16 protein-coding genes are annotated in these 17,995 nt (G+C 38.7%); 7 read left to right on the plus strand and 9 right to left on the minus strand.

What is annotated here, in order from left to right:
* Nucleotides 1–131 precede the first annotated feature (131 nt).
* Nucleotides 132–1,895, minus strand: a complete 1,764-nt coding sequence (locus JFU56_RS04740) for a methyl-accepting chemotaxis protein (RefSeq protein ID WP_242065853.1) — start codon at nucleotides 1,893–1,895, stop codon at nucleotides 132–134.
* Between the two features lie 383 nt (nucleotides 1,896–2,278).
* Between JFU56_RS04740 and JFU56_RS04745 the strand changes: the two genes are divergently transcribed.
* Nucleotides 2,279–2,998 carry an ureidoglycolate lyase gene (locus JFU56_RS04745; RefSeq protein ID WP_198436130.1) on the plus strand — a complete coding sequence of 240 codons (720 nt, stop codon included), beginning with the start codon at nucleotides 2,279–2,281 and terminating at the stop codon, nucleotides 2,996–2,998.
* A gap of 38 nt (nucleotides 2,999–3,036) precedes the next feature.
* On the opposite strand, the gene JFU56_RS04750 is transcribed toward JFU56_RS04745, so the two are convergent.
* Entirely contained in the window at nucleotides 3,037–3,672 is a 636-nt protein-coding gene (locus tag JFU56_RS04750; RefSeq protein WP_198436131.1) for a hypothetical protein, read from the minus strand.
* Between the two features lie 44 nt (nucleotides 3,673–3,716).
* Entirely contained in the window at nucleotides 3,717–4,112 is a 396-nt protein-coding gene (locus JFU56_RS04755; protein WP_198436132.1) for a DUF3859 domain-containing protein, read from the minus strand.
* A 159-nt stretch (nucleotides 4,113–4,271) separates the two neighbouring features.
* Here JFU56_RS04755 and JFU56_RS04760 point away from each other — a divergent pair, with 159 nt between their 5' ends.
* From JFU56_RS04760 to JFU56_RS04775, 4 genes are all read left to right on the plus strand, one after another.
* Nucleotides 4,272–5,198, plus strand: a complete 927-nt coding sequence (locus tag JFU56_RS04760; protein ID WP_198436133.1) for a LysR family transcriptional regulator — start codon at nucleotides 4,272–4,274, stop codon at nucleotides 5,196–5,198.
* Between the two features lie 126 nt (nucleotides 5,199–5,324).
* Nucleotides 5,325–7,415, plus strand: a complete 2,091-nt coding sequence (locus JFU56_RS04765; RefSeq protein ID WP_198436134.1) for a hypothetical protein — start codon at nucleotides 5,325–5,327, stop codon at nucleotides 7,413–7,415.
* A 275-nt stretch (nucleotides 7,416–7,690) separates the two neighbouring features.
* Complete coding sequence (locus JFU56_RS04770; protein ID WP_198436135.1) at nucleotides 7,691–8,803, plus strand: hypothetical protein; 1,113 nt, start codon at nucleotides 7,691–7,693, stop codon at nucleotides 8,801–8,803.
* A gap of 103 nt (nucleotides 8,804–8,906) precedes the next feature.
* The gene (locus tag JFU56_RS04775) at nucleotides 8,907–9,605 is read left to right on the plus strand and encodes a hypothetical protein (RefSeq protein ID WP_198436136.1); all 699 of its coding nucleotides are present in this window, start codon (nucleotides 8,907–8,909) and stop codon (nucleotides 9,603–9,605) included.
* Between the two features lie 23 nt (nucleotides 9,606–9,628).
* Here JFU56_RS04775 and JFU56_RS04780 read toward each other — a convergent pair whose 3' ends face one another.
* From JFU56_RS04780 to JFU56_RS04795, 4 genes are read right to left on the minus strand one after another with little or no spacing between them, the layout of a single operon-like run.
* The gene (locus tag JFU56_RS04780; protein ID WP_198436137.1) at nucleotides 9,629–11,536 is read right to left on the minus strand and encodes an ATP-binding protein; all 1,908 of its coding nucleotides are present in this window, start codon (nucleotides 11,534–11,536) and stop codon (nucleotides 9,629–9,631) included.
* Nucleotides 11,526–11,828 (minus strand): hypothetical protein, encoded by a 303-nt coding sequence (locus JFU56_RS04785; RefSeq protein WP_198436138.1) that lies wholly within the window; start codon nucleotides 11,826–11,828, stop codon nucleotides 11,526–11,528. Before JFU56_RS04785 ends, JFU56_RS04780 begins: the two co-directional genes overlap by 11 nt.
* On the minus strand, nucleotides 11,818–13,032 hold the full coding sequence (locus JFU56_RS04790; protein WP_198436139.1) for an EAL domain-containing protein: 1,215 nt from the start codon (nucleotides 13,030–13,032) through the stop codon (nucleotides 11,818–11,820). The genes JFU56_RS04785 and JFU56_RS04790 overlap by 11 nt, the downstream gene beginning before the upstream one ends.
* 10 nt (nucleotides 13,033–13,042) lie before the next feature.
* Entirely contained in the window at nucleotides 13,043–13,993 is a 951-nt protein-coding gene (locus JFU56_RS04795) for a helix-turn-helix domain-containing protein (protein WP_198436140.1), read from the minus strand.
* Between the two features lie 344 nt (nucleotides 13,994–14,337).
* On the opposite strand from JFU56_RS04795, the gene JFU56_RS04800 reads away from it, so the two are divergent.
* A complete protein-coding gene (locus tag JFU56_RS04800; protein ID WP_198436141.1) occupies nucleotides 14,338–15,759 on the plus strand; it encodes a lytic polysaccharide monooxygenase in 1,422 nt (473 codons plus the stop codon).
* Nucleotides 15,760–15,902: 143 nt separating this feature from the next.
* Nucleotides 15,903–16,421, plus strand: a complete 519-nt coding sequence (locus JFU56_RS04805) for a cytochrome b (protein ID WP_198436142.1) — start codon at nucleotides 15,903–15,905, stop codon at nucleotides 16,419–16,421.
* A gap of 65 nt (nucleotides 16,422–16,486) precedes the next feature.
* Here JFU56_RS04805 and JFU56_RS04810 read toward each other — a convergent pair whose 3' ends face one another.
* Nucleotides 16,487–16,816, minus strand: coding sequence for a helix-turn-helix transcriptional regulator (locus tag JFU56_RS04810; RefSeq protein ID WP_198436143.1), 330 nt, complete (start codon nucleotides 16,814–16,816; stop codon nucleotides 16,487–16,489).
* 122 nt (nucleotides 16,817–16,938) lie between these two features.
* Entirely contained in the window at nucleotides 16,939–17,892 is a 954-nt protein-coding gene (locus JFU56_RS04815; protein WP_198436144.1) for a DUF535 family protein, read from the minus strand.
* Between the last annotated feature and the right edge of the window lie 103 nt (nucleotides 17,893–17,995).

Genomic DNA, 17,995 nt, shown 5'->3' on the forward strand with positions numbered 1-17,995 from the left:
TAAGTGATAAGTTAATCGATAACTATCTAAACATTAAATAGTGTATTCATGGTGCACATTCTAGAGGGGATATATGACAGTTTTATGCTGTTAATATTTCGATCATGTGAAATATTAACAGCAGATGGCTACTAGCTTAATTTAAAGAAATTCAATATCATTTTTTGTTCTTCAGATAAACGCGCTAGTTCTTCACTCGCCTGATTACTTTGATCGATACCAGCAACGTTTTGAGTCACCATATCTGACGCTTGCATCACGTTAGCAGCAATATCTTGGGTCACTGCTGATTGTTCGTGAGAAGCCGTCGATACCAGCGTGTTCATATCTGAAATCAGTGACACAGAATGAGAGATATCAGTAAAGCAATGACTGACCGTTTGCGCGATCTGGCGTGAGCCTTGGATCAACTCAACATTACTGTTCATATAACTGTCTGCTTTTTCAGATTGTTCTTGCAGCTTAGTGATTATTTCCTGAATGTTCACCGTTGATTCTTGCGTTTTCGCCGCTAATGCGCGTACTTCGTCCGCAACAACAGCAAAACCACGCCCCTGCTCACCCGCTCGCGCTGCTTCAATTGCGGCATTCAAGGCTAATAAATTCGTTTGCTGTGAAATAGTATTAATCACATCAACAACACTACCAATTTCAATCGAGTAGGCCCTTAGCTGATTAACCATCAAGGTTGATTCTTGCACCGATACTTCAATACGCTTGGTGATCGCATCTGACTCTTGTAGCGCATCGTTACCACGACTCACACTATCAATCGCATTATTGGCAGCATCTTCGGCATTACTGGCATTTAGACTGACTTCCGCTGCAGTACTCGACAGTTCATTCACGGCTGTAGCGACTTGCTCGATTTGTGCAATTTCATGTTGTGAATTGGTTGCGGCCTCCCCCATCACAGCGGCCAGTTCTACCGACGCCGATGATACATTGTCAGAAATAGCATGGGTTCGCTGCACTACATCTTGTAATTCATGTAGCAGGACGAGCATGCTGGCATAAATACCCGTGGTTGCTTTACCAGTTGTGCTCACTGCAGTTAAATCACCACGTGCCATTTTTTCCATTAAATTAGAGATATCTTCTGGTTCGCCACCGATTGGCGCATAAATATACTTCACAATGAAGAAGTAAAAAATAACGATAGCCACAATGACAGCGATGAATAAGAACATTAATGAACCGACTAGGTTGGCATTACTCGCCGCGTTAATATCCTTCCCATATTCATAGCTCGCCACAATCCAGTTACGTACTGATAGCTTGTTGGTGACAACAGAAACCATTTCGCCGTTAACTTCATATGTAAAACGACTAATACCTTGGTTTACCTGCTCATACTGTGGGCGAACTTGAAACATGTTTTTGCCTAGCAGTTGAGTATCTTTGCTCGACATAACATAACCGTCATCACGATAAACGAAGATTTGGTTATCACTGGTTAATGAGGTAATAAAACCGGTAATATTATCTAAATCGATATCAATCGACAGTGCCGCCACCGTTTGATTATTATGATAAATAGGCACAACCAAAGAAATGATATTTTGTTTGGTTAACGCATTTTGGTACGCTTTGGTGATAATTATTTTTTCATTATCATAGAAAATACGGCTGTACCATTCTCGGTTAAGTGCTTTAGCATTGAAGTTAGCAACATAACCGCCGCCTTCAATCGCGCGGCCATCTTTTAAGCCAATAAATATATTTTCAATACCATCAATTTTATTAATAAAATGACGGGTTTTCTGTACCGCGCGTTCGACCGATAGTGGCTCACCATTATCACCGAACTCGAAAGAAACCGCGTTCAAAGCATCAAAATAACGCATTAATTTTTCATCTAATGCTTTCGCGATTAACCGCGATTGGCTATCCATTTTATCTTCATAATTAGTGTGGCTAAAACTATCGAAAGCGCTATAACCAAAAAAGGTAATAGCACCACAAATAGTAATTACTAAAGAAGCGAAAAAAACTAGGATTCTATATTTCAACGTCATAATATGCTCAGAACTGTAAATTAGCCGCGTATTCTATCTTAATAAAATCGCACGTATAGCATTATTTAATAATTAAATACAAGACAACATAACGAACCAAATGTGATGTAAATCACGCTATATAAATTTATATTCGCTTATATAGATATTATGGTTTATGCCTTTAAGACCTACCGCAGTCATCAAAATTAAACCACTGTCATTAAAACTAAACAATAGAATGCTAATTTAGGCTCTATTCAGCCAAAATAGAGCCTAACATGACATCTACAACAGCCAATCCAAATATAGATTCAAATTTAAATAATGTACCTAATGCCCTATCCAATACTGTGCCTAACTATTTAAATCCAGACATCGCCTCTGACCTGACGTTATTAGATATTCCTATTATTGAAGCAACACCAGAAAGCCTAAAAGGCTATGGGTTCTTTGTTGACGAACCTGAGGCATTTAATATTGAGATCACCCGCTGGCCAGCGCAAGGTTGGCGTAAAGTCGATGAAGATACCGGTGATGAAGGTGGTGTAACGGAAGGTACTTTTATCAGTACTTGGAAAGGGGATTATTTATTTGGTCGTAATAAAGCCGTTGATGGCCATTATATTATCGGTTATAACCAGCGCCCAGAAATGGCGGTTGATACTCATAATAACAAACCAAGCCAACTCATCTTATGGCATGCCAATTACCATCCCGATGGCGGCCAAATGTTTTACCCTAAATCGAATCAGCCATTTTTATTACCACTAGCATTACCGGGGGATGATGTGAAACCACAAGACTTTGTGTGCTTCTATTTCACTGGTGAGCGCGGCGCCTATATTCATGCCAACGTTTGGCATGAAGGGGTATTTGCGATAGCTGGGGAACAAGAGTTTGCCGATAAGCAAGGCGCTGTACACGCCCGTGTATCGGTTGATTTTGGCAAAGAATTTAATTGCTTATTACGTGTTGATTTAACTCAGTTACCAAAATAATTGAGCGTAACTTTTAACCGTGACTTTAACAGTACAGCTTAACGGTAAAGCGCATCAATTTCGCCATTTTTAATGCGCATATTGACCCGTAGCAGAGCATGTTGGGCAATCGCCAATACGTCTTTCATGCTCTCATAGCAACCTTTTTCATCCTCACCATAAGCAAAGAAGTTTAACGTCACTTGAAAACCCATACCGCCAGTATCCGGTTTATCACCCAGCGCTAAATAACAAGTTGGTGATTGTGATAAGCCAATCGCGCCCGCTTTAAAACTCGGCTTCATCGATGATGCCATCGATTGAATATTATTCATTAACCAATCAATGCTTTTTTGTTGACAATTTTCAGGGATATCTCGGAATAAAATCATTAATCGCGCACTGCATTTTTTGGCATACGGGTATTGTTGGTCAGTATTATCTTCGAGCGGATTAAACACACAGTCGTTGCTTTCCAGTAGCGAACTTGCCCCATTCACCCATTCAATTAAGGTATAAAACTTTTCAACAAAGTCCCACGCTTTAAACGGAAGTAGATCTTCGAGTGCACTACGGATCAAATTAGGCTGCTGCTTAAAATCCATATATACACTCGACTCATCCGTTACCATATTCGTCCATGGGTGAGATCTTAACGCTGAGTTATCAATTTTTTTGGAAATAAAAGCGTCCACAGTTGCTGCCTTTGTTGATGAAATATTATAATGAAAGAGGGATTTTAACAGTGTTCGTGAGATATATTAAAAGTTTTATCCGCTAATACTTTCCCGTCTAGTTCAATCGTCATACGCCAATCACCACATTTATCCGCAATTGGTTCCCATACTGTGTCACCTAAATAAAACTGCCAATCGTTATTGGTCACATGTACCTCACCAGTAAATGGCGCACGCACATTGCCCTCACTATCTAAAATACCTGGATGTGCAATACAAAAACGGATCTTCGCGCCACGGGCTTTTTTAATATTCACAACAAAGCCAAATTCAATATCAATTTCAGCGGGTATATCGGTTGTGAACTTTTGAATACTCGGTAGGTCTTTCGATTTACTTTGCCACTGTGAATGAATACCATATGTTTGCATTTTAGTAACGGGTTTATATTTGGCCATCAAATTACCTCGCGATTCAGTATTTAACGTTATTAGATACATCATATAATACCGAGGGGAGGCTCAAGTGGGAAGATGTAAAAATGTACCTCCATTTATCTTCATCAAGTATGATAAGCTTTTAACCTTATAAATATCTTCATAATGTTGGAAGTGCTGATGGCAAAAGATCTTTTTACGACGCTTGATCTTAACTTATTGAAAATTTTTCAAATAATCTATCAAGAGCGAAATTTAAGCCGGGCTGCAGAACGTATGCATGTAACCCAGCCAGCAGTGAGCAAAGCGCTTGCTAAACTACGCCACCATTTCGGTGATGAGCTATTCATTCGCAGCTACCATGGATTATTAGCCACAGACTTCTCCCAAAATCTCTATAAAAATTTAGGCCCTGCTATCAGCTCAGTGAGTGATGCGGTTAACTCTACGGTTGAATTCAAGCCTGAAGATTTATCAGGCCAATTACGCATAAGCATATCGCCATTTCTTATTCATGCCATTGGTAATGCACTTTATAACAACATCCATCAAGAAGCGCCTGACGTACAATTGCTACTTTTAAACTGGTCTTCGAAAACATTAAGCCATATTCATAATAAAGAGATAGATTTAGGCCTAAATTACATGATCGACAATAGCTATAAAGACGTTGTCACTGAACGACTAGGAGAGGATAAATTTTCGGTTTATGTAAGAAAGAACCATCCATTTACGAGTGAATCAATTACTGGTGAGCAGTTATCTCAGCACCAGATTGTGACCGTTATTAACGCAGATTGGAACTTTACTGAATCCATAGCTGAAATAGAATTAAAGAAGCGAGGCTTACCAGCCCATGTCACCCTACGCAGCGAGCTACCAAGTGTATTAGTTAATGAGGTACTAAATAGTGACGCGATGTTCCCTAGTTCAAGCTTTTTAAATCATAACAAATCCTCAAATCTAAGAAAAATCTCTCTCTCTAGCGAAGATGATATCGCTGCTTTTCCGGTTGTCAGTTACAGTCATAAACAACTGCAAAACACTAAAAAACAAACCTGGCTACTTAATCATATTAAAGCTTTATTAAATAACCAAATGGAATGATTAGCATTCCAACTTATTATTTCTACTTATAGCACTATCTCAATATACTTCTCTAACCAGCAAGAACGCTGACTAGAAAGCATGGAAATACACCAACTTACGTTCCATTTATTGAGAGATTAAATAATGAAAAAAAGTATCCTCGCGGTAATCATCGCCGGCGCACTTGCTGGTTGTTCTTCTAACGGTTCTAATAATGATAGCCCGACACCTGAACCAAAAGAAGGTATTGCAGACGTCATTTATAATGAAGAATTGCATAGCGCAGTCATTAATGGTGATGAAGGTAATAGTGCTGCGATTATTGGCGACGGTAACGGTAATGCTGCAATTAAAATTAATGATCAAGCCTTTACTGTTCAAGGCGATGTCATCATTAATGACGAAGGTGACATAGTTGGAACGATTACAACTGAAGATGGGGTTGCTATCGCTTACATCAACGACACGGCTTATACATTAAGCGTTAGTAATGGCCGTTTAATTGTAGATAGCGATAAATTAAAACCTGAATATGGTGATGATAACGGCTGGGATCATGTGCCAACACCTGACAATGATAGCCCAATTATTGATGGCGGTTGGGGTATCTCAGGTGCACCAACCTACGGTGATATCATAGCAGCCGGTGGCGCTGTCATTATCAAAGGTGACAATGACAACTTTGTTACTATCAGAGCAGACGGCCAAGGTAATGCCGGTATTGTCATTAACGGTGGTGAACAAACTTATGCAGTTAAAGACGGTGAGCTATTTAACTACGACACCGGTGAGTCAGTTGGTCATATCCAAAAAGACGGCGAGAATTACACTGTACGTTTAGATAACGGCACTGAAGTGGTATTCCGTAATGACGATGGCCGTTTATTTGCAGCAGTCATTTCACGTCCAGATGCATCAAACCCGATTATTGATGATCACCGCCCTGAAACCACACCACCAACTTATGGTGATATTGTCACAGCCGGTGGCGCTGTCATTATCAAAGGTGATAACGACAACTTCGTTACTATCAAAGCAGACGGCCAAGGTAACGCTGGTATTGTCATTAACGGTGGCGAACAAACATACGCAGTTAAAAACGGTGAACTATTTAACTACGAAACCGGTGAGTCAGTTGGTCATATCCAAAAAGACGGCGAGAATTACACCGTACGCCTAGATAATGGCACTGAAGTGGTATTCCGTAATGACGATGGCCGCCTATTTGCTGCTGTTATTTCGCGTCCAAATCCAGACAATGACTTACCTGAATACGGTGAAGGTGACTGGGGTATCCCTGGTGCACCAACTTACGGCGATATCTTAATTGTAGATAACGCCGCTGTTATCCAAGGCGATAACGGTAATCACATGTTTGTTGTTAAACATGAAGACACTTACTACTTCAATGTTAATGGCGCAGATGCTAGCCCTACACACAAGATCGTAAACGGTGAAGTTCAGACTATTGCTGGTGAATCAACTGGCATCCACGTGCAACAAACTGAAAATGGCGTAGCCTTCCGTACTGATAATGGTACTGAAATCGTTTTCCGTAATGATGATGGTCGCTTATTTGCTGCTGTTATTTCGCGTCCAAATCCAGACAATGACTTACCTGAATACGGTGAAGGTGACTGGGGTATCCCTGGTGCACCAACTTACGGCGATACCTTAATTGTAGATAACGCCGCTGTTATCCAAGGCGATAACGGTAACCACATGTTTGTTGTTAAACATGAAGACACTTACTACTTCAATGTTAATGGCGCAGATGCTAGCCCTACACACAAGATCGTAAACGGTGAAGTTCAGACTATTGCTGGTGAATCAACTGGCATCCACGTGCAACAAACTGAAAATGGCGTAGCCTTCCGTACTGATAATGGTACTGAAATCGTTTTCCGTAATGATGATGGTCGTCTATTTGCTGCTGTTATTTCACGTCCAGGGGCTGATAATGGCAAGAAACTAGCTTATACCGTATTAACTAAAAATGAGTTTGAGAAGGTATCTATACTAGAACATAACGAGTCTGAAGCTTCCATTCTTATCCATAGGGATTACGAGGTAATTGATAGAAGCACCGTTACTATCACAGATAGAAATGGCAATGTTGTCGAGTTTGATCACGCTCAAATGGCTGCAGCGAAAGCAAAAGCCAAGGCCCTTTCTAGCGAACAACGCCAACAAATAAAGCAAACAATAAAAACTAAATTACAAACTCGCTCATAACTAAATCATGAACGTATTTTTAAGACAATAGATCTATCTATTAAATATAGAGTAAGGAGCTGTAAGTTATTTACAGCTCCTTTTTTTATAAAAAAATAAAATGAACCTCCACTCCACGCTCAAGCAGTAAAATAACCAAACGGAATATTTTGCATTCCAACTTATCACTTCTATTTATACTTCACTCTCAATATACTTATCTCATCAGCAGGAACGCTGCCTAGACAAGAATGGAAACACCCCAAACAACGTTCCACTTATTGAGAGGTTTAATCATGAAAAAACATATCTTAGCTATACTAATCGCCAGTACCGTTCTTGCTGGTTGTTCTTCGAATAGCTCTAAAAATGATACGCCACCTCCAGAATCACAAGAAGGCGTTGCTGACGTCATTTATAATGAAGAATTACATGGCGCAGTCATTAATGGTGACGAAGGTAATAACGCAGTTATTATTGCGGATGGTAACGGCAACGCTGCCATTACAGTTAACGGCCAAGCCTTTACAGTTCAAGGTGATGTGATCGTTAATGACCAAGGAGATATCGTTGGTACAGTTACAACTGATAATGGCGCTGCAATCGCTTACATCGGTGACACTACTTATACATTAACTGTGATCGATGGCCGTTTAATTATAGACAAAGCTAACCTTATACCTGAATTTGATGAAGATAATGGTTGGGGAAATTCAGAACACCCTGTCGACAAAGAGCACCCAGAACTTGAAAAACCACCGGAGTTTGTAGTGGGCACAGGTAATGTAAAGTGGGAAGTGTCAACAAATGGCAATGACTTCATTCAAATAGACGAAATCAACGGCGACCGTTTTGTTCAAATTGTTAAGGATAAAGACGGTACCATTATTATTCAGGACCAAGACGGTAATCGCATAGAACGTCCTGATGCAGGATGGGGTTTTGTTGGCTGGAATGGTGATATGGGTTGGGGCAACCTCCCACCTATATACGATGGAAAATACGCTACAGTAGAGCTTATTGGTAATGACGATGGTACAAAAAGTCTTAAATTAGCTGGTGAAAATGGTCGTGAACATCATTTTGAAAATACCGCTGTCGCGATACAACCAGATGGTTCTATTGGTATTACCAATCACAAAAACATGACCATCTATTTTGTAGAAACTAGTCCACAATCAGGCTACTACACATACACAGGTCAACATGGTGGCGAATATGTATATAACTCGCATAATGGTCAAGTATATTTCAATAAATATCCTTCGAAGACAAAACCAGAATTAGACAAGCCACAGTTTAATCAGGCTCAAATTGAGGCTATAAAAAACAAAGCCAAGGAGCTTTCTACTGAGCAACGCCAACAAATAAAACAAGCAATAAAAACTAAAGTACAAGCGCGTTCATAACTAAGTAGTTGAGAGCGTTTGTAATTGTAATACAGCAAGCCTCTCAGATTAATAAAATCAAGGAGCTGTAGATTAATTGCAGCTCCTTTAAAAGGTTCTAGAAATGAAAAAAACACTATCTTTAATTCTCTTTACGCTGAGCAGTTTAATCAGTACGCATATTTTTGCCCAAACACCCTCAGCAGATAAATACCGCGAACCGGATTTACGCTTTAGTACTTATAAAATTGATGATGATTATTACGCGAGTTTTTCCGGTACGGTTAACGTAGATGAGAATATATCCATTGATGCCACACTCGATAGTAGTGGTTATCTTGAAATAGGTGCAGCTTATGGCGATCTAGTTTTTGATATCGCCTATGCAGAGGGTTACTTTAACTATGGTCGTACTGATACCACAGATATTTATACTGTCGGTATGTTTGCAGGGCTGCCTTTGGGCGAAAATTTGATGGTATTTGCCAACACAGCGTATGATTGGCGACGTACACAGGATAATCTTGCAGGCGCAGGTAATTGGGGGCTTTTTGATGAGGAAGAATGGAAAAATACAGCAGGCTTAAGTTATACCGTTCACCAATGGGTAACGCTATCTTCAAGTTATAATGTTGATTATTTGACTGACAGCCCAAACCAGGTCGACGATAATATTGCGACGAGCTGGGATGCGACAGTGGCTTTTAATACACCTTGGTTAAGCCCCTACGTTAAATACAGTAAAGGTAATTATCGCGTAACACCAGAACAGCAAAGAAAGTCACAAGATAACGTAGAGATAGGCCTTAATTTCAATTTTTGAGCCTCTTATACGCCCGACGTTATTTACCCTGTTTGTTCCAGTCCACTTAAGAATATCGCGGTATTAAACGGTTTTTGCATGAAATAAACATCTGGATAATGCTCATTATCTACAATCTCGTTTTTATCATTAGCCGATAAAATAAAATACTGCGTTTTGGTTTCTGCTTCTATCGATTTCATTTTACCAATCAAATCGATGCCATTCATTTCATCGAGCTGATAATCAACGATAACCACATCTGGATCGCTATCTCTAAAGCGCATTAATGCATCTTTAGAGTTATCCGCACATACAGTATTAAATTGCTCATCCTCTAGCATGGCATTACAGACCTCAAGGTTGAAGCTATTATCATCGACAATTAAAATGCGTTTGTCAGCATAATTACGCGGATTCAATGGTTCCGATAACACGTATTCCCCACATCGAAGTGGAAAATGCAGCATGATTTTAGTACCTTCATTTTCGACACTGTGTAATCTCAATTTACCACCAATCTGAGTCAGTAATTGATTACAGGTATAAAGGCCTAAACCAATCCCAGATACTTTTTTAAGTTGTGATTCACAATCAACAACAAAAGGATCGGTAAGTAACTCTTTAGTTGATTGCGACATGCCGCGACCAGTATCTTGGATTAACACCCGTAAATACCATTCTCTATTTGACGACGTCGGATCATTAAATACACGGCGTAAACAAATATCAACATGGCAACTTACCGCTTGACCAGTGCTGTATTTCAAGGCGTTATTAATCATATTTGTGATAACTTGAAATAATTTAGAGCTATCAACACTGATTGTTTTAGGTAATTTATCGCTGATATGAAAGTCCAGTGTTTTACCTTCAGGAATGCTCAACTTATTATAATAATCTTTGATATTATTAAAATATTGCGGCGTATTAATGGCGGCGTTATTTAACACTAAGCCACCTGTCGCTGACTTACTGTAATTTAAAGTGTTCTCAGCAATTGAATACAATAGATTCGCTGACCACAGCATTTTATCAATCACCACACTGTGCTCATCACTTATTTTCGGCATGTCCCTCAACACCTGACTATAACCAAGTAGTGCATTGATCGGCGTTCTTATCTCATGATTGATGCTTGATACCATCGCGACATTAAATTTGTTCTCTCGCTCAATCCGATTAAACAAATGCTTATTCACCAGCCTAAAATACAGTAATACCGAAACCAATGCACAAGCAACCAAGGTCGACAGCACAATGAAGAAGAACTCCATCAGCCTTGACTCCGATACCTGAGATGTAATTGTAAGTAGATAATGAAAATTATAACTCGGAATACTAATATCGAGTTCAGTTTCATAACTAAACAGAGCAAATAAGATGTTTGCAGGTTCAAGCACACAACTTTGATTTTCAGCTGAGAGCTGTGATGATGAGTATTTTAGACAAGATCCCTGTAATTTATCGAGACTAAAGAGCACGTTTTTCATTGGTATAGCGTAAAATAAATACGGCATATTCGGTTCATCAATCATAAAACCAATTAATTGATAGTGCGGTAATGTTCCCGTCAGCATACCCTCTTTATCGATACTAACTGCTAATTCATTTAAATGTTCTGTCAGGCTATCGTTAGAAATGTAACCCAGCGTCAACTCAGGGGTCAAGGTGAAAAATACCGCATTCCTTTCATCTAGTAACTCTTGAGTGAATATCCTGAACTCAGATTCTTGCACTCCTTGAGATGCTTTAAAAAAAGACTTTGTCGCATTCATAATCAGTCTATGCTGCAAATAATTCTCTTCATTTAACGCCATCAACGTCGAGACTTTTTTATCATGATTGGATTTAAATTTACTAATACTGTAACTACTAAATACAGTTACGATCGTCAGCGTAATCAGCAGGCAAATACAAACATAACTGCGTAGGTTAAACTTATAACTCATGTTCAATCGCTACAACTTGTGCGTAGATATTATCGACCACACAACATAATTGTTCGCACGTCTGTATCGCATCAAGCTGATCATCAAGATCAAGTAGCAAATAACGGCAAACACCTTTAAATTGATGCTTCAGTGAATTAATTTTATCTGCACTATCAGCGTCTTGACTTTGTGCGCGAATATTCTCTAATTCACGCATTAATGCTTGGTACAACGTTAAGCGTCGTTGTACATTATAACGATTAAAAAATGTGTTTAAATCCGCACTTATATTGACGACATTAACATTCATCAGCGTGAATGCCCTGATTTTCGTAGCGATTAACCCAGGCCTGTAAATAACGACCTTCCATTGGCGGGCTATATAAATAGCCTTGTGCAGTATCACAGCCAAGATCATCTAAAATATTAAGCACACTTTCCGTTTCAATGCCTTCGGCGACAACATTCACTAACATTTTCTTCGCGAGTGCAATCGTCGATTCGACAATAAGACGATGCTGTTCATTGGTATCTATATCACACACAAAAGAGCGATCTATTTTGATTTCCTTAAAAGGAATAATATCTAAACGTTCATAAGTCGAATAGCTTTTACCAAAGTCATCAAGTGATATGCCGATATCATTAATTATCAGTCGAGCAATAGAGTTTAATACACAACCTTGATTAATAATCTCTTGTGATTCTGTCAGTTCTAATATCAGTTTAATCTGCGTATGTGCTTGCTTGTGACGAATAATATAATCCATTAAATTGTCACTCAGTAAATCTTCAGCTGTCACGTTAATCGACAATGTGTAATCAGACAAATTGGTTTCATTTACCCAAAGCTTGAATGCTTTAGCAATAATTATTTTAGTAAATTCCACGTTCATTTTCGCTTTATAAATTAAAGGCAAAAATGTATCAGGATAAATATAGCCATTTTCATCATACATTCGCGCTAACACTTCAAAGCCATTGATATTCTTACTTTTCATATCGACTTGAGGTTGAAAGCAAAGCAATACTTGTTCATCTGCAAGCAACTGATTTATATCATGCTCAGCAGCATCATCAGGCGTGGTTATAGTTGGTCCATTATTACTTGTTTGCTGTAATCGTAGCGTTTCAGATAAAATAGCCTCTACATTAATTGGTTTTTCAAACACCCCAACTACATTCAATTTCAAGCGACAAGCAATGCTACTAACCAGTTCAAGCGTGCGTTTATCTGATGAACTAATTACGGCTAATGGAATGTGCGCATAAAGGCTATTTGCCGACAGAAAATTAATGACTTCCATGCCATCGCTGTTATTCATTTTCAAATCTAAAATGAGTAAATCAATATTACCTTCCATTGTAACAATAACGTCAACACCTTCATTTGCATCACTCGCTTCAAAGCTCTGAAATTCAGTATTGAAAGTACTCTGTAACGAACTATCTATAAGATCTGATTTTATTGCTTCTCGAACAAACTCTTGGTCATCAACAATCAAAATATTCATCATCACTCCGCTATATCTCGATGGTTTTAGGTTGCATGTATTGCGTTGGTATAACTGAAAGCATCAACATATTTCGGTTTGCCATTACTTCTGATCTACTCATGATAAATGAATAGTTCTGTATCATTTTAGCTTGATGTTCAATCGGTTTAACTTTAAACATCGGGATTTTCATTTGCATCAATTTTTGTTTCAGCTTGCTATCACAAGTACTAAAACTCAAATATTCAATCGTATCATCAAGCGCTAACTGATTAAGATAAATCGACATCATATGATTATCAATCTTTGCTGAAACGCCAAATGAGGAAAACACCACCAGCACATTCGCGCTATCTTGTTTCACAATATTTAATAAATCAAGGATACCCGTGGTGCTATTCATAAACTCAAACAAGGCTTTACTATTCACTTTACAAAACAAACAATGGCCAACCAATTGGTTTTCATTGCAAAAAGCCGAAATTAAAGTCAGTTGCTTTAACACTTCTGCAGATGAGATTTGTTGATAAGTCGGTAATAAACGGGGGTTACCTTCATACCTTAAACACAGTTTAAGGTATCGTTCAAAATTGACGTGTTCAGGGGCTATATATTCGCTATGGTATTGCTCGTCTTGATAATAAGGGTGTGTTGTTTTGTCATTTTTATCACCCACAGCAAATTGAATGGAGTGGATACACTCTTCAACAAAATCAGTATCTGAGCTGTAAATATTAAAAAGGTTATCATCAAAAATCTCGGCAATCTCAGCCTGTTTTGTTAGCGATGGCGTATTAATCCCACGCTCCCAACGGCTGATTGAGATGGTATCTAAACTATCAAAAGAATGGCTTTTATCATTTAATAAAGCCCTTAACCCTTCCTGTGAAAGGTCATGTTCGGTACGAATTTTTCTTAGAAAACTAGAGAATACTTTCATTATTACTGCTTTTGGGTAAGCGTATTTTTTATATCCCATCTTCACTTCCATCTAGACCTTATACCGTCATCACAAACCTAATAATCGCCACAGCGTGACTCTCATCACATTATAAGTCTAATGCAAAACCACCAAACAATATATTTTGGAATATATGTTTATACATGCACTAATTCCACAGTAATAATTTTATTCTTAATAAAAAAAATGCCTATGCCCTAAATCGATTTAACAACAAGGCACTAGGCACACTTTTTAAAATAGAAATAATTATTACTCTAGTGGTAGACATGACACCTCGTTATCATATTTGTTCAATTATGAAGCACTAATAAAATGCAGCTATAGCGGATTCAACACTTTTTCAACATGGAGTTTATTATATGAAAAAAACAATTTTAGCATCTTTCGGCGCTTTAACAGTCGCGGCATTGGCACCGACTTTAGCTTTCGCACACGGTTATGTCGCTGGCGATTTCCCTTCTCGTGTTAATTTATGTCACTCGACTAGCGGATCTAAAAATGATTGTGCGAGTGCGTCATATGATAGACAAAGTCTAGAAGCACCAAAAGGATTTCCAGCAACAGGTCCTGTTGATGGCAAAATAGCATCAGCGCAAAAAGGCGGCTCATTTGATGTGCTTGACCAGCAATCATCAAACAAATGGTACAAAACCAAGATCCAAGCAGGTCAGAATGATTTCCACTGGTTTAGTACAGCTAACCATAAAACCACAGACTACGTTTATTACATAACAAAATCAGGCTGGGATCAAAATACGCCACTGACTCGCGAGTCATTTGATTTGGCCAATCCTTTCTGTGTAATTGATATGGACGGTACTCAGCCTCCACTGAATCTAGGTGAAGCGCACACATGTACAGTCCCAGAGCGAAGCGGTTATCAAGTTATTCTGTCTGTTTGGACTATCGATGATACTGCCAATGCCTTTTACAATGTAATTGATGTGGAATTTGAAGATGGTGTAACGCCACCACCATTACCGGATGTTTGGGAGCAAAGCACGACCATTGCGCCAAAAGAAGATTTAGTTGTTGGAGATAAAGTTAAAGCACGTTTCTTTGATTCATCCGTCGGCTCATTCACCACCGAAACCAGCATTGAAATTAACTCTACTGCAAGTGGTCAACGTAATACCTGGTCTTACGATCTAGCGATGGCAATTAATGCTGAACAAACAGATGCAAAATCTGGCGAAAAAAGTAGTGATGACGTATTTACCCCTATTTATGGTAACAACCCTATTTACCTAAAAGCAGATTCTAATCTTACCTCTGTTGAAGTTGATATTGTTAAAGGTGACACACCTGTTGATGACAGTATTACCGTTGTAGGCTTAGAAAATGAATATGTAATCAACAACAATGCTGTAGAAATTACTTTTAATATTGAAGCCGTTGGCAACTTAAATGTCACCAACACTGTCTTTGATGCCAATAATAAAGCGATTGGTTCGGCATCTGACAATGTTAACGATACAGTGAAAAGCTTTACGATATTACTTGATGATGTAACAGCTGGCACCTTCAAATTGGTATCAGTAGCTAACTCTAATGATGATAGTAACTTATCATTACAAGAATCAAATAACTTTAATATCGTTAATGCCGACGTCCCAGGTGATTGCCAAGATGTTCAAGCGATTGATATCAGCAAGCAATACAAGCCAGGCGATAAAGTGTCTTATCAAGAAAATATCTACGTTGCTGAACGTTGGACAGATACAGGTATGACACCTGATCAACCTTATTCAGGCTGGGTACTTGTTGGTCCATGTGCATAATTTCGACTAATTAATTACGATTAATAGTTTCGATAATAGTTTCGATAATAGTTGCGGTTAATCGTACCGTCTACATAGTCTAAATCAAACAGCGTAAATCATATTTACGCTGTTTTTTTATCTGCGTAAAAATAGGACTGCATATGAATCAACTCACGCATCAATTTGATAGTACCGCGAAGTATCTTCACTGGATTTCCGCACTGGTGATCTTATGGGCAAGTATATCGGGATTGTACATCGCTTTTTTCGAGCTAGCACCAAACATTAAAAAGCATATTCTAAGTTTCAACGTATCGATAACAACGGTATTTATTCCGCTATTTTGTTGGCGTATTTACCACAGATTAAAACACAGTGTTCCCCCACCACACCCTGCGATGTCAATGTTGGAAACCAAAATCGCGCACATCGGGCATACTTTACTCTATGTGCTCGTTTCGCTGGTACTTGTTAGTGGGCTATTAATGATGGATCATGATGTGGCAGTGTTTGGGTTATTGACTATCCCGCAGCTACTGCAACAGCAAAGTAGCATTCACTTTTTTGAAACTATGCACCTGTATACTTGCCGATTATTAGCCGCATTAGTGCTTTGTCACTTAGCTGCACTCATTAAGCATGAAATCATGGGCAAGCGCATTTTGAAAAGAATGATTTAGTGGCCTATTCGAATTTTGTATACCTTCGGCTGTCTCGTATCTTTCATGAGGATATGCAGCCGTATTCAACGATTAACTTTATGATCAGCTAAGGTGGCATCAGATGTAACACTGTCATTACAGCATTCATCTTGTAAAAAGCCAATCACAGCTTGTAACTTGTCATACTCAGCGACGCAATATAAAGTGCGTCCTTCACGGCGCTGTGAAAGTAAGCCAGCTGACGCTAAACTAGAAATATGGTGCGATAATGTTGAGCCAGGGATCGCTAACTGCTCTTGCAATCCCCCCACCGCAACGCCTTGATAGCCAGCACGAATAATACTTTTAAAAATAGTTAATCGTGTTGGATGGCCAAGCTCTTTCAGTGCTTTAGCAATAATATCAATATCCATTTATGTCCCCCTGTTTATACAACGTATCTTTTTAGGCTATATTTCGATATTAACAGAAATATAGCCTAAGTACCATCTAAGTACCATTAAATAGCATCATCATCGCAGGCAGGGTCGTTAATTTAATGAATGATATTGGTATTGGTTTTTAGCGCGAGTTTATCGCCAAGTTCTAGCATTAATGCATCAAGCCATTCATAACGTTTACGGTACATAGCGCGTTTACTGCGTTTTACATCTTCCGGTAATTTTCTGACTTCAAGCAGATCGAGTTGGTAGAGGTGCTTGCTATACTTAGTCGCCCCTAATGATTCCCAGTGCCCGTTATAATTGGTTTTTAGCTTGTCATCAGCATAACGTTTAGAGCTATAAATATGCCCTTCATTAGTCACTAATAAAAGCAATTTAACATCCCAAACATTGGCAATAATGGTCAGTATTTTAACCATCAAATCTTTAGGTCTCTGGCCAAAATGTTGTTTGGTAAAGTATTTAATTCGATCGTTAATTTCAGGCGTGCTTTTCGGCCCTTGCAGACTACCGACTGTAATAGTACGTCCCTTCATCGGATCATCAAAAACACTAAAGGTAATAGAATAAAAAATATTGCCACTTGGATCCAACAGCTTCATACACAAATCACCTTCTTTATGATTTGAGGCAAAATAGCTTAGGGTTACACGGTATTCATCTTCACCGACAGTAAATCGAGATACTTCAATTCCCTGCGTTGTGTTGTAAATAGCAAGACCCGTTAGGGTCGGTAAGCATTCGCTAATAAAACGATAATGCCCAATAACTAATTTAGTACGACTAGCAATACCATTACCAACGTGCAGATAAGGACGAAACGTTTTTCCTAAAAAACGCACATCTTGTTGCAGTAACATTTGGAGAAAGGGAGCATTAATACCACGTTGAAATTGACGAAAATACGGGTAATGCATCATAGCTCTGAATACAAATTTAGACCGATATTTTTTTTGTTTCTGTTGCATTTTCACATTAGAACACTGATTCTCGTTCAAATCTGGATAGGCAAGCCAACTTAACTCTCGGATACTTTTGCTGTGCATTGTTGATACCTTAATTATGGACACTACTCACTATTACAGTCCAACCACACCAAATACGATTACTCGTATAACGGAATGAATGACTGAAATATAACGAACTAGT

This window comes from Moritella sp. F3, from assembly GCF_015082335.1.
Lineage (GTDB): Bacteria > Pseudomonadota > Gammaproteobacteria > Enterobacterales > Moritellaceae > Moritella.